Raw genomic sequence first — 13,605 nt, forward strand, 5'->3', positions numbered from 1 at the left:
GTTCACCCGACCGGGACGGGCGGGCACGCGACGGCGTGCCCGCCCGAGCCGAACGAACGGGGTGTGTTTGAAGCGGGGCTCAGACGCGCCGCATGACCGCCACGACCCGGCCCAGGATGGTCGCGTCGTCGCCGGGGATCGGTTCGTACGCCGGGTTGTGCGGCATCAGCCAACGGTGCCCGTCACGGTGCCGCAGGCGCTTCACGGTCGCCTCGCCGTCGAGCATCGCCGCGACGATGTCGCCGTTCTCCGCGACCGGTTGGCGACGCACCGCGACATAGTCGCCGTCCATGATCGCGGCCTCGATCATCGAGTCGCCGCTGACCTTCAGCAGGAACACCTCGCCATCGCCGACCAACTGGCGGGGGAGCGGGAACACGTCCTCGATCGACTGCTCGGCGAGGATGGGTCCGCCCGCCGCGATGCGGCCGACGACCGGGACATACGACGCGGCCGGGCGCTCCGAGCCGTTCCCGTTGCTCGCCGGCGCGGTGGCGGTGCTTCCCGGCGCGGTGGCGAGGCGGCTGCCGTCGGGCGAACGGACTTCGTACGCGCGCGGGCGGTGCGGATCACGGCGCAAATAGCCCTTGCGCTCCAGGGCCATGAGCTGGTGTGCGACCGACGATGTGCTCGACAGGCCGACGGCTTCGCCGATCTCCCGCATGCTCGGCGGATAGCCGCGCGATTCGACCGACGCGCGGATCACCTCCAGAACGCGGGTCTGGCGCGGCGTCAGACCACTGGACCCGCGACGCGGCAGCGACCGCACCTGAGCCGGTTCCGACCTGTCCCCCCCGGGTGCGTCCGTTGCTGTCGCGGTGTTCCGGGCTGCACTGGCAAAGGCCGGGGGCTGGATGCCACCGGTGGCTTCTCCGGACACGGGTTTCCCCTCTCGACGGATTACTCGCACACGGAGAACGGTAGCTGGGTTCGAAAGGTTGCGCCAAACACACGTTCGAGTGAATTTGAGCTAATCCGCCTGCGACGGTCACTGTGGGCGTAGTAGTAAATCGTACAGGTATTCGAGTCACGATATGCCTGGCGCCCGCCGCGCCGGCTCCCCGCCCGGCCTTTCCCCGGACCGCCCCGCCGGACCTCTTCGGCGACACGCCGCCGCCAGGCTGAATTTTCCCCGGCGCGGCCGGGGGTCCCCCGGCATGACCTGCGCCGATGACGAGAGGTTGCCCCGACGTCCCCGAGCGTCAGGGTGTCAGCTTGCGGCGCCACGGGCCGAGCTCTACGGTAGCCACTACATCTTGTGGTCCCCGACAGGGAACTAACCCACAAGTTGTGGTCGCCTTATATACCACATCCCGAAGCGCACCAAGCGACACCCCGCCGCGGTCACCCCGGCGAGGCCCTCGGAGAGAATCGCCGGGGCGCGGGAGGCGACCCTGCGGAACGACACCCCGCGCACCTCCGTGCGCCCGGTGCCGCCCACAGTCACGGCAGAAAACTCAGGGGAGGACGAACCAGTCATGCACTGCCCCTTCTGCCGACGGCCCGACAGCCGCGTCGTCGACAGCCGCACCACCGACGACGGCGCGGCCATCCGCCGCCGCCGCTCCTGCCCGGACTGCGGTCGCCGCTTCACCACCATCGAGTCCGCCTCGCTGACCGTGGTCAAACGCAGCGGCGTCACCGAGCCCTTCAGCCGCGACAAGGTCGTCACCGGCGTCCGCAAGGCCTGCCAAGGCCGCCCCGTCACCGAAGACGCCCTCGCCCAACTCGGCCAACGCGTCGAGGAAGCCGTACGCGCCACCGGCTGCGCCGAACTCAGCACCCACGACGTCGGCCTCGCCATCCTCGGCCCCCTGCGCGAACTCGACGAAGTCGCTTATATGCGCTTTGCATCCGTTTATCGCGCGTTCGACACGCTTGAGGACTTCGAGTCCGAAATCGCCCTGCTGCGCACCGGTGTCACCGGTGACCTCGCCATCGCCCCCCCGCGGCCCGCCGGAGACAAGCCCCCCAAGCCCGGGGGATCGAATCCGGCCGCCGACGGCGGACCGCAGAAGCCGCACGACCCCCAGCCCGCGCCCGGCGCCGGGCCGCCAACAGGCTGACGTTCACCGCAGCCCGCATACCGCACGACACACCAGGTGGAACGCGAACGACGAACCACCCGATCGGGCATGCCGGAATCCCCGACGGTGCCCTCGGCGTTGTTCAGGAGGAGATACGTATGACAGAGACGACGAGCGGCTCAGCACGTGGCGCAGGCCGGGCCAAGCCTGGCAAGGGCCTCCGGATCGAGCGCGTGTACACGACCCCCGGAACGCACCCGTACGACGAGGTGGTCTGGGAGCGCCGTGACGTCGTCATGACCAACTGGCGCGACGGCTCGATCAACTTCGAGCAGCGTGGCGTCGAGTTCCCCGACTTCTGGTCGGTGAACGCGGTCAACATCGTGACGAGCAAGTACTTCCGCGGCGCGGTCGGCAGCGACCAGCGCGAGTGGAGCCTCAAGCAGCTCATCGACCGGGTCGTGAAGACCTACCGCAAGGCCGGCGAGGACAACGGCTACTTCGCGTCGCCCGCCGACGCCGAGATCTTCGAGCACGAGCTGACGCACACCCTCCTCCACCAGGTGTTCAGCTTCAACTCGCCGGTCTGGTTCAACGTCGGGACGATGCAGCCGCAGCAGGTCAGCGCCTGCTTCATCCTGTCCGTCGACGACACGATGGAGTCCATCCTCGACTGGTACAAGGAAGAGGGCCTGATCTTCAAGGGCGGCTCCGGCGCCGGCCTCAACCTGTCCCGCATCCGGTCCAGCAAGGAACTGCTCTCCTCCGGCGGCAACGCATCGGGCCCCGTCTCCTTCATGCGCGGCGCGGACGCGTCCGCCGGCACCATCAAGTCGGGCGGCGCCACCCGCCGCGCCGCCAAGATGGTCGTCCTCGACGTCGACCACCCCGACATCGAGGACTTCATCGAGACCAAGGTGAAGGAAGAGGAGAAGATCCGCGCGCTGCGCGACGCCGGCTTCGACATGGACCTGGGCGGCGAGGACATCACGTCCGTCCAGTACCAGAACGCCAACAACTCCGTCCGCGTCAGCGACGAATTCATGAAGGCCGTCGAATCCGGCTCCGAATTCGGCCTGCGGGCGCGGATGACGGGCGAGGTCCTCGAAACGGTCGACGCCCGCAAGCTCTTCCGCAAGATGGCCGAGGCGGCCTGGGCGTGCGCGGACCCGGGAATCCAGTACGACGACACGATCAACCACTGGCACACCTGCCCGGAGTCGGGACGCATCACCGCGTCCAACCCCTGCAGCGAATACCTGCACATCGACAACTCGTCGTGCAACCTCGCCTCGCTGAACCTCATGAAGTTCCTGCGCGACGACGACACATTCGACGTCGAGAAGTTCACCAAGGTCGTCGAGCTGGTCATCACCGCGATGGACATCTCGATCTGCTTCGCGGACTTCCCGACGCAGAAGATCGCCGAAAACACGCGTGCCTTCCGGCAGTTGGGCATCGGCTACGCCAACCTCGGGGCGCTGCTGATGGCGACCGGACACGCGTACGACAGCGACGGCGGACGGGCCCTCGCCGGTGCCGTCACGTCGCTCATGACCGGCACGGCGTACAAGCGCTCCGCCGAACTGGCCGCAGTGGTCGGCCCGTACGACGGCTACGCCCGCAACGCGGCGCCGCACAAGCGCGTCATGAAGCAGCACGCGGAAGCCAACGACGCCGCCAAGCGCATGGACGACCTCGACACGCCGGTGTGGGATGCCGCCACAAAGGCGTGGAAAGAAGTCCTCAAACTGGGCGAGAAAAACGGCTTCCGAAATGCGCAGGCCGCGGTACTCGCGCCCACGGGAACTATTGGCTTGATGATGGATTGTGACACCACCGGTGTCGAGCCGGATCTCGCTTTGGTGAAATTCAAGAAGCTCGTCGGCGGCGGCTCGATGCAAATCGTGAACAACACGGTTACGCGGGCTCTTCGGAAATTGAATTACCAAGACGAGCAAATCGAGGCGATCGTCGAATACATCAGCGACCACGGTCACGTGGTCGACGCGCCGAGCCTCAAGTCCGAACACTACGAGGTGTTCGACTGCGCGATGGGCGAGCGCGCGATCGCGCCGATGGGTCACGTGCGCATGATGGCTGCCGCCCAGCCGTTCCTGTCGGGTGCGATCTCCAAGACCGTCAACCTCCCGGAGAGCGCGTCCGTCGAGGACGTTGAGCGCATCTACCTCGAAGGCTGGAAGCTTGGTACCAAGGCGCTGGCCGTATATCGAGACAACTGTAAAGTTGGCCAGCCGCTTGCCGCCAAGAAGAAGCAGGCGGTCGCCGAGGAGAAGCCGGCGGTGGTCGAGAAGGTCGTCGAGTACCGTCCGGTGCGCCGACGTCTGCCCAAGAGCCGTCCCGGCATCAGCACTTCCTTCTCGGTCGGTGGTGCCGAGGGGTACATGACGGCGAACTCCTACCCGGACGACGGTCTGGGCGAGGTGTTCCTCAAGATGTCGAAGCAGGGCTCGACCCTCGCCGGCATGATGGACGCCTTCTCGATCGCCGTCTCGGTCGGCCTCCAGTACGGGGTGCCGCTGGAGACCTACGTCTCGAAGTTCACCAACATGCGCTTCGAGCCGGCCGGTCTGACGGACGACCCGGATGTGCGGATGGCGCAGTCGATCGTCGACTACATCTTCCGCCGCCTGGCGCTGGACCACCTGCCGTTCGAGACGCGCTCCGCGCTCGGCATCCACTCGGCCGAGGAGCGCCAGCGCCACCTCGACACCGGTTCGTACGAGCCGAGGGAGGCGGACGACGAGGACGAGGATGTCGCCACCGAATCTCTCGCCCAGTCGGCACCGCGCGAGCACAAGTCGAGCCCCCCGGAGCTGAAGGTCCTGCCGGCGACGGTCCACTCGTCGACCGAGCTGTTGGAGGCCCAGCAGGGCCGCAGCGCCGATGCGCCGCTGTGCTTCTCCTGCGGCATCAAGATGCGCCCGGCCGGTAGCTGCTACCTGTGTGAGGGCTGCGGATCAACCAGCGGCTGCAGCTGATCGAGGATAGGCCGATCGGGTGAACTATTCGGCGGGCTACGGGTTTTGGAGCCCGTAGCCCGCCGATGTGTCAGTGGGGCTGTCTTGCCTTGCGCACATGATTGTTTCGCGCGGTGCCCTCGCCGGGGCGACGTTGGTGTCGACCGAAATCGGCTTGCTGCATCTCCATCAACTGGCGGCGATCTCGGCTGTCTCCGGCCACCCTGAGGTATGCGCACAGGGGGCGAGCCGAAACGTCCCGCTGCGTTGCCTCCGAACCGTCGGTTCCCATGACCTTCGGCGGGTCGTGACGGATTCCGGGTTCTGCCTCACCGGCCGCGCACACCAGCAGATCGCGGTTGTGGACGCGGTGTCGGGCACGCGGCGGTGGACGCGAATCGGCGACCTCGCGCCGGGAGTCGTTGTTCCGATGCGCTTCGGTGAGTTCGTGGGCGCGCCGCGACAGGTGCCGATGCCGGTTTTGGGTCAGGCGTACTACACCGGTGATTGGGCTGTTCGCGTTCCCGAGACGTTCACGACCGAGTTGGCTGAGCTGGTCGGTTACTTCATGGGGGACGGGAGCCTGCACAGCAAGGGGCTGAGGTTCTGTGTTGCGGCTGAGGACACGGATGTTCTGCGCTTGATCGAGTCGAGCGTGTTCCGGCTGTTCGGCATCACTCCGAAAGTCCGATCGCTCCCGGGCTACCACGAGGTTTCCGTCCATTCGACGCGGTTGGTCGCGTGGTGGAGCGCTGCGGGGTTGGGGAAGAAATCGCCGCGGGCCGGGCACAGCGGGAAGGGATGGACACCGCACGTTCCCGCAGTACTGCGCGAGACCAATTCACCGGCTGTTTACGCCGCTTTCCTTCGGGGCCTTTTTGAGGCGGACGGGACGGTGAACGAAGGTGTGCCGAGCCTGAGTACTTCCTCGGCGCCGTTAGCGGCGTCGGTGCGTTCGATGCTCACAGGTCTGGGGTTGTTGACCACCACACGCGAAACAACGAGTGGTCTCGGCGGTCGCGTTTTCCAAATTCGCGTGCGCAACCTGGACTATGCGATGCGCTACCGGAGTGCCGTTGGTTTTATGGGCCGACGGAAGTCCGAGAAGGTGCGTACCGACGGGCCCGCGCGTTCCGGAAGGCGTGATCGGATCTTTCTGCCGCGTCAACGGTGGAACGATGTCGCGCCACGCGGGCATCCGCGCCGAGCGGCGCTGCTTCAGTCCCTGCGCAAGCACGGGAGCGTTCCCCGGCAGCTTGCGGAAAGTCTCGGGAACGGCTGCCCGGACCCACGGCTTGAGCGCGCCCTCGGCGACTTTTACGAGACCGTGAGGGCCGTTGTCCACGAGTCGGCGGATGCGGTCTACCACTTGTGTCCGAGTGTGGATTCGCCGTTGACGGCGTCAGGCTTCGTGGTGCGTTGAAGCCCAGTGGTGTCCGACTGGCCTGCGTGGACGGCGCGTCGGCGGGTCAGCCGGTGAGCTGGGCGTCCTTCTCCGCTCGGCGGGCGAAGACCGCCTCCTTCATCGACTCCATTTTTTTCAGGGCGTCCTTGCGGTCGCGCTTGGAGAGGCGGTCGATGTAGAGGTAGCCGTTGAGGTGGTCGGTCTCGTGTTGGAGGCAGCGGGCGAAGTAGCCGGTGCCTTCGATGACGAGGGGGTTGCCGTGCTTGTCGACGCCTCGGGCGACGGCGCGGTCGGGGCGGGGGAGGTCTTTGTTGGGGCCGGGGACGGAGAGGCAGCCTTCGCCGGCTTCTTCCAAGTGGCGTTCGGCTGCGGGAAGTTCGTCGAGGACGGGGTTGAGGATGTGGCCGATGTGGCGGTTGCCGTCCTCGTCGGTGCAGTCGTAGACGAACAGACGGATGCCGACGTCGACTTGGTTGGCGGCGAGGCCGACGCCGTCGGCGACGTACATCGTGCGGAACATGTCGTCGATGAGCTTGTCGAGCTCGGGGGTGCCGAACTCGGTGATCTCGGCGCAGGGGCGGTGGAGGACGTCCTCGCCGACGACGGTGATGCGCAGTGTTTCGCCTCGGGCGGCTTCGGGGGCGAAGTCGGGGTAGCTGTCGACCGGTTGTCCTTGGACGAAGATCCGGGCCCCCGTGTGGCTTGTGGTGTGGGTGTGCGGCTCGGACATCGCGGATGTGCCTTTCGGTGGGGGATCGGCGGCGGTCGACGGCGTTGCGGGTGTGCGGACGGCGGTACAGGGGGAGGCCAACATCCTGCCATGGGCGGGCCGTCCGTATGGCGGACGGGTTCCGGGCCGGACGGGCGCGGGGGCGGTCACGGGAGCAGCGCGGAGGCCTTGGCGCTGACGGTGACCGGGCCGGGGGCGGTGACGGTGATGCGGGTCCAGTGGTCGGGGCCGGCGGAGAGTTCGACGCCGGAGCGTTCGGTGGTGAACCACGCGGTGTAGTGGATGCGCATGGTGAAGGTGCCGGGTTGGTCTGCGGTGAAGGTGAAGCTGCTCGGGGTGAGTTCGGTGAGGCGTCCGGGGCCGTCGAGGAGCGGGGTGGCGTCGACGACTTCCCAGATTCGCCAGTGTTCGTCGGACCAGACGGGGCGCAGTCCTTCGGCACCGGCGCGCAGGATCTCGGCTTCGCGGTAGGCGGAGGGGTCGAGGGGCACGTCGGGGAGTGCGACGTACCGGACGCCGGTCTTGAGGAGCCAGGCGCGGTATTCCTCGGGGGTCATGTCGGGGTCGTAGAGGGCCTGGTTGCGTCCGCGGTCGAGTTGGCGCTCCCAGCCGCGCGCGAGCGGCATGTGTTCGGCGACGTAGACGCTTTCCCAGTGGCCGCGGGTGAACGGGATCTCCACACGGCCGACGGGCTGGTTGTGGGTGGTGAGGAAGTCGAGCATGCCGGCGTAGTAGTCGTCGTTGTCGGCGGCGCTGTCGGCGAAGTCGTGGGCGACGGCGATGCTCGCGGACGAGAGCTGCCACGCGAGGAGCGGGACCGCGAGGAGGGCGACGAGGCGGCGGCGGCCGAGGGAGAGCAGGACGACGGCGGCCAGGGGGCCGGCCATGACTTCGCCGAGGCGTGCGACGTTGCCGCCGACGGCGCTGGGGATGAGGTAGAGAACGGTCCCGGAGACGGCGTACAGCCACAGGAAGCGCCGCGCGGTGCGGTGGGTGTCGGGCAGCAGGATGAGGCCGATCGCGGCGAAGCCGAGGATGGCGCCGAGTCGCCACAGCGGGAATCCGAAGTCGCCGCTTTGCGGGAAGACGAGGGCGGGGACGAGCCCGGCGGCGGCCGGCGCGAAGCTGATGCGGGTGGCCCAGACGCGTTCGGCGGGGACCCATGCGAGGACTGCCATGAGCAGGAACGCTCCGGCCAGCGGGCTGGCGAGGCCGCTGAGCAGGGCTGCGGAGGCGGTCAGCAGGGGGCGGTTGTGGCGCGCGGCGAGGAAGGCCAGGAGCGCCGCGGCGATGCCGAGGGCGAAGGGGGTGCGGCCGATGAGGTATTCGACGCTGATGATCGCGGCGAACCACAGGGAGGCGACGCGGCGGGGTAGTCCGGGCTTGCCGATGTCCAGGCGGCCCCAGGCCCAGGCGGCGAGGACGCAGGACAGCGCGGTGAGGGTGCGGGTGCCGATGGCGCCGGCGAGGGTGGGGGTGACGACGCTGTAGCCGGGGAGGAGGTGGCCGCCGTACCACTGGTTGTTCCACAGGACGGCGCCGTGTTCGCGGACGAGCCAGGCGCGGAACATCTGGGCGGGCCAGTCGGGTCCGTGCAGGCCGGCGGCGGTGAGCAGGCCGACGAGGGCGAGCGTGACGAGGTAGGGCCGGTCGCCGAGGTACACGGCGGTCGCGCGCAGGCGTGCGTGTCTGATGTGGCCGGGTTCCTTTGCCGGGACCGGTGGGACCGCCGGGGTGCTGCTCATGCGTGCCGAGTTTTCCAGAGTTCACGCTCTGCCGTGTGACCGGGAGGCGGGGTTGCGCCGGTCAGGGGGTGTTTCCGGTGGGGGCCATGCCCCCGTCGATGCTGGGCAGTTCGTCGTCCTCGGGGGCGGGCTCGGGCGGGTTGGGGAGTCCTGCGCGGGTGCGCAGGTCGCGCGGGTCGCGCGGACCCTCGATGCGGCGGATGACCGACAGCGCGGCGGCGTTGAAGGCCTCGACGAGGGCTTGTCCGTCGTCGGCGGTCCATTCGGCGCGTTGTACGGCGTGCATGTTGTGGTCGAGCTCGCACCAGCAGGCGACTTCGACGGTGGCGGTGACGCTGACTCCGGTGCCTTCCTGCTGCCAGACGTCGAGCCCGAGTTCGAGCCAGTCGCCGTCGGACTCGTACAGCAGGAGGGCTGTGCCGAGGACGTGCGGCTGGGGTTCGGGGTCGGGCTGCGGGTCGGCGGGGTCGGGTTCGTTCCAGAACCAGCGTGCCGGGTCGTCGAGGGACCTGCGCAGGTCGAGGGCTCTCGCGGCGGCGGCGAGGCGTTCGCGGCCGGAGTCGTCGAGCTGCGGGAACAGCCGCTCGAACGGAATGTCCGAGGCCGGGCGTTCGGTCGGGGGCACGCGGGCATTCTGCCGTGCGTTGGGGTCGCCCCGTCAATGTCGGATGCGTGATCGGCCGGTCTTCGGGTGTGTTCCGCGGGGTTTCGGGGGTGTCCGATTTCTTCCGCGCAGCTTTGTGGCCTGGGGGGACGCGGTGTCCGATGGGTTCTCGGGTCGCCGTTCGCGGGCCGACGAATTTGTCGGCCCTTTGTCAGGCGGTCGGCGCGGTGAACGGACTTCGCCGGTTCCGGTTCCGATCAGGGCAGCATCTTGGACAGTTCGGCCCGGACTGTGACCGGGCCCGCCTGTTCGACCACGATCTGTGTCCATTCATCGTCTTCGTCGGCTTTGATCTCGACGCCCTTGCGGTCGGCGACGAACGAGGACGTCGGGTGGATGCGGATCGTGAAGGTGCCCGGTGCGTCGGCGACGAACGAGAACTCCGACGGGGTGAGGCTCGTGAGTCTGCCGGGTCCTTCGAGGAGGGGGCTGGGGTTCACGACCTCCCAGACCTGCCAGTGCTGGTCGGACCAGACGGGTTTGAGCCAGGGCACACCGGATTTGAGGAGTTCGACTTCCGGCTTGGCGGAGTTGTCGATCGGCACGTCGGGCAGCGCGACGAACCGTACGCCCATCTCCTCGACCCAGGCGCGGTACTCGGGCGCGGTGAGCATCTCCTGGTACAGCACGGAGTTGAAGTGACGGTCGAGCTGGCGTTCCCAGCCTCGCGCGAGGGGCATCTTGTCGGCGACGTAGACGCTTTCCCAGTGGCCGCGGGTGAACGGAATCTCAATGCGTCCGAGCGGTTGGTTGGCTTGTTCGAGGTACGTGAGCAGCCCGGTGTAGTACTCGGACTTCTCGCCCTTGCTGTCCCCGCGGTCGTTGCTGATGGCGATGGCGGCGGATTGGAAGCCCCAGAACAGCAGGGGGACCGCGAGGATCGCGACGAGGCGGCGGCGGCCGAGGGAGAGCAGGACGACGGCCATCATCGGGCCGGCGACCATTTCGCCGAGGCGGGCCAGGTTGCCGCCGAGCGTGGTCGGGACGAAGAAGAAGACGATGGCGGCGGCGGCGTACAGGACGAGGAAGCGGCGTCCGCTGCGCTGTGAGGGGGGCAGCAGCCACAGGCCGACCGCGGCGAGCGCGATGATCGGCCAGAACCGCCACCAGGGGAACGGGAACGTCCCTTCGTTGGGGAAGACGAGTGCGATCCCGAGGCCGACGGCTGCGGGGGCGAAGCTGAGGCGCGTGAGCCATTCCTTCCGGCGCGGCACCCAGGCGACTGCGGCGAGGAGCAGGAAAGCCCCGGCGAGCGGGCTGGCCAGGCCGGAGATGAGGGCGGCGAACCCGGCCCAGTACAGGCGCTGGTTGCGCGCGGCGAGGATGGCGAGGAGGCCGGCGGCGACGCCGAGGGCGAAGGGCGTCCGGCCGATGAGGTAGTCGACGGACGCCATGACGGCGAACCAGACGCTGCCGACGCGGCGGGCGAGGAGGTTGCGGCCGACGTCGAGCCGCGACCACGCCCATGCGGAGGTGACGCAGGACAGCGCGGTGAGGGTGCGCGTGCCGATGCTGCCGGCGAGGAGGGGCGTCAGGACGCTGTAGCCGGGCAGCAGGTGGCCGCCGTACCACTGGTTGTTCCAGAGCAGCGCGTTGTGTTCCTCGACGAGCTTCGCGCGGAAGATCGCGGCGGGCCAGTCGGGTCCGGAGAGGTTCAGGACGCTGATCAGACCGATGAGCGCTGCGGTGATCACGTACGGCCGGTCGGCTATGGCGATGCCCACAGGGCGTAGGCGTCGGAACATGGCAGAGCCGGTCAGGCCTGCTTGTGTCGCGGAGGCGTCGGTGGTCACGTAAGTGAAGTGTTCCAGACGGCGGCGTCCGGCACCTTGGCCAGGGGCGGATGGTCAGTTTTTATGATTCTTGTCGTTCTTGGTAGGTATTTTCCTGGGTTGTCGGCCTGATCAACTGCGGGTGGTCCTCGTTGCGGGTCAGCGCCGCGACCAGGGCTCCGAGCAGGCTGAGGGCCGCGCCGAGGAGGAGCACGCGGTGGCCTCCCGTGGACAGTGCGTCCAAGGGGGTGTCGCCCGGGGCGGACTGCACGACGGCGACGACCAGGGCGCCGCCCAGCGAGGCACCGGTGTAGCGGGCGGTGTTGGAGGCTCCGGCGCCCATGCCCGCGCGGTCCGGCGGCACGCTCTCGACGGCGAGGCGCGTGGATGCGGCGTTGAGCAGGCCGAGGCCGACGCCGGCCACGACGAGGCCGGGGACGACGACGGCCCAGGGCGCGCCCGCGTCCATGCCGAGCAGGCCGAGGAATCCCGCGCCGATCACCGCGAGGCCGAGGGCCATCTGCCGTCGCGCGCGCACGCCGCTCGACACGCGGCCGGCGATGAGCGATGCGGCGACCGAGGTGAAGGACCAGAAGCTGAGCACCGCGGCGGATTGGAGCGGGCTGAGGCCGAGCAGCCCCTGGAACAGCGTGGGCAGGTAGGACGCGACGGCGATGACCGCGATGCCGGTGATGAGCGAGCCGAGGACGGACAGCCGGAACGCGGGGCGGCGCAGCAGGCGCGGGTCGACCATGGGGTCGCGGCCGCGCAGTGCGGTGGCGGCGTACGCGGCGAGCAGCACGGCCGCGGTGACGAGGAGGGCCGCCACGGTCGGACGGCCCCACCCTTGGCGTCCTTCGACGAGCGCGGCGGTCAGGGTGCCGATGCCTCCGCCGAGGGTGAGCGCGCCGAGGGGGTCGAGGCCGCGGCGTGCGGGGGAGCGGGATTCGCTCAGCAGGCTCGTCGAGGCGACGGCGAGGGCCAGTGCGGCGGCGGCTTGGAGCAGGTAGGGCGCGGCGTAGCCGGCGACGCGGGTGAGTTCGGCGGCCGCGAGGGGGCCGACGGCGATGCCGGCGCCGAAGGTGGCGCCGACGGTGGCGGTGGCGCGGACGCGTGCGGCGCCCGTGGGGAACGCGTGTCCGACGAGGCCGAGGCCCGCGGCGAGAAGGGCGGCTCCGGCGATGCCCTGGAGGATTCGGCCGGTGACGAAAAGGGCGAGGGAGCCGGCGAGCGCGGTGAGCGCGGAGGAGGCGGCGAAGCCGACGGCTCCCGCGATGAAGACGCGGCGGCGTCCGAGGATGTCGGCGAGGCTGCCGGCGGTCAGTTGGGTCGCGGACAGTCCGAGGCTGATGGAGCTGAGGATCCATGCGGGGCCGGTGGGTCCGCTGTCGAGGTGGCGGACGGTGTCGGGCAGGACCGCGAGCGGCGTTGTGAACGCCATGAGGACGAGCAGGGCCGCGGTGTTGACGGCGGCCAGGGTGGCGGCCGGTCGCGCGGGGCGGTCGCGGGGGTGCGGGCCGGTCGGGGCTTCGCCGGTGGTGTCGGCGGCCGGCGGGGCTGGTGTGACGGCTGTCACCGAAGTGCCGGACATACAGATCCCTCGAATAGTTGGTTCATTCACTGAACTCACTGGATGTGGCGACTGTAGCAGCAAGAGTTCAATGAATGAACCAAGGGGGTACGCTGGTCCGCATGGCACTCGGCAAGGACTACGCCGGTCAGCAGTGCGCGCTGGCCCGCGCCCTCGAACTGGTCGGCGAGCGCTGGACCCTGCTCGTCGTACGCGACGTCTTCTACGGCGTGCGCCGCTTCAGCGACTTCCAGGCCCACCTGGACATCCCGCGCGCAGTCCTGACCGCACGGCTGACCGCGCTGGTCGACGCCGGAGTGCTGGAGCGCCGCCGCTACCAGGAGTCGCCGCCGCGCGACGAGTACGACCTCACCGACACCGGGCGCGCCCTGTGGCCGGCGATCTTCGCGCTCGCCCAGTGGGCACTGGAGTACGTCCCCTCGGCGTCCGGCTCGGTGCGCGAATTCGCCCACGCCCCGTGCGACCGCGTCGTCGACCGAACCGGCGTGTGCCCGGACTGCAACCGCGTCGCACCCGTCGAGGAACTGGAGATGCGCCCCGGACCCGGCATCCTCGCGCACCCGCGCACCGACCCGGTCACCCTCGCGCTGCGCCGCCCGCACCGGCTCATGGAGCCCCTGGACCTGTCCCCGGCCGCGACGCGCGCCTGACCCGTCCGGAGACGATCTCGCACCGCACGGTCGCGGCGTC

At 69.1% G+C, this 13,605-nt stretch carries 10 protein-coding genes; 4 read left to right on the top strand and 6 right to left on the bottom strand.

Features of this window, described 5'->3' with window-relative positions; translation table 11 throughout:
* Positions 1–79 precede the first annotated feature (79 nt).
* The gene (lexA, locus tag ACRX5W_RS23795) at positions 80–856 is read right to left on the bottom strand and encodes a transcriptional repressor LexA (protein WP_436790388.1); all 777 of its coding nucleotides are present in this window, start codon (positions 854–856) and stop codon (positions 80–82) included.
* Positions 857–1,478: 622 nt separating this feature from the next.
* On the opposite strand from lexA, the gene nrdR reads away from it, so the two are divergent.
* From nrdR to ACRX5W_RS23810, 3 genes are all read left to right on the top strand, one after another.
* The gene (nrdR, locus tag ACRX5W_RS23800) at positions 1,479–2,066 is read left to right on the top strand and encodes a transcriptional regulator NrdR (protein ID WP_436790305.1); all 588 of its coding nucleotides are present in this window, start codon (positions 1,479–1,481) and stop codon (positions 2,064–2,066) included.
* A 119-nt stretch (positions 2,067–2,185) separates the two neighbouring features.
* Positions 2,186–5,029: a vitamin B12-dependent ribonucleotide reductase gene (locus tag ACRX5W_RS23805; RefSeq protein WP_436790306.1), complete on the top strand. Its 2,844-nt coding sequence runs from the start codon at positions 2,186–2,188 to the stop codon at positions 5,027–5,029.
* 97 nt (positions 5,030–5,126) lie between these two features.
* Complete coding sequence (locus ACRX5W_RS23810) at positions 5,127–6,431, top strand: LAGLIDADG family homing endonuclease (RefSeq protein ID WP_436790307.1); 1,305 nt, start codon at positions 5,127–5,129, stop codon at positions 6,429–6,431.
* A 46-nt stretch (positions 6,432–6,477) separates the two neighbouring features.
* Here the strand turns inward: ACRX5W_RS23810 and def are convergent, their stop codons facing one another.
* From def to ACRX5W_RS23835, 5 genes are all read right to left on the bottom strand, one after another.
* Positions 6,478–7,143 carry a peptide deformylase gene (gene def, locus ACRX5W_RS23815; RefSeq protein WP_436790308.1) on the bottom strand — a complete coding sequence of 222 codons (666 nt, stop codon included), beginning with the start codon at positions 7,141–7,143 and terminating at the stop codon, positions 6,478–6,480.
* Between the two features lie 146 nt (positions 7,144–7,289).
* Complete coding sequence (locus ACRX5W_RS23820) at positions 7,290–8,888, bottom strand: hypothetical protein (protein ID WP_436790309.1); 1,599 nt, start codon at positions 8,886–8,888, stop codon at positions 7,290–7,292.
* Between the two features lie 61 nt (positions 8,889–8,949).
* Entirely contained in the window at positions 8,950–9,513 is a 564-nt protein-coding gene (locus tag ACRX5W_RS23825) for a hypothetical protein (protein WP_436790310.1), read from the bottom strand.
* 236 nt (positions 9,514–9,749) lie between these two features.
* Positions 9,750–11,345, bottom strand: a complete 1,596-nt coding sequence (locus tag ACRX5W_RS23830) for a hypothetical protein (protein WP_436790311.1) — start codon at positions 11,343–11,345, stop codon at positions 9,750–9,752.
* A gap of 61 nt (positions 11,346–11,406) precedes the next feature.
* Positions 11,407–12,915, bottom strand: a complete 1,509-nt coding sequence (locus tag ACRX5W_RS23835; RefSeq protein ID WP_436790312.1) for an MFS transporter — start codon at positions 12,913–12,915, stop codon at positions 11,407–11,409.
* A gap of 101 nt (positions 12,916–13,016) precedes the next feature.
* Here ACRX5W_RS23835 and ACRX5W_RS23840 point away from each other — a divergent pair, with 101 nt between their 5' ends.
* On the top strand, positions 13,017–13,565 hold the full coding sequence (locus ACRX5W_RS23840; RefSeq protein ID WP_436790313.1) for a winged helix-turn-helix transcriptional regulator: 549 nt from the start codon (positions 13,017–13,019) through the stop codon (positions 13,563–13,565).
* Positions 13,566–13,605 lie beyond the last annotated feature (40 nt).

Source organism: Yinghuangia sp. YIM S10712 (assembly GCF_051388935.1).
GTDB lineage: Bacteria > Actinomycetota > Actinomycetes > Streptomycetales > Streptomycetaceae > Yinghuangia.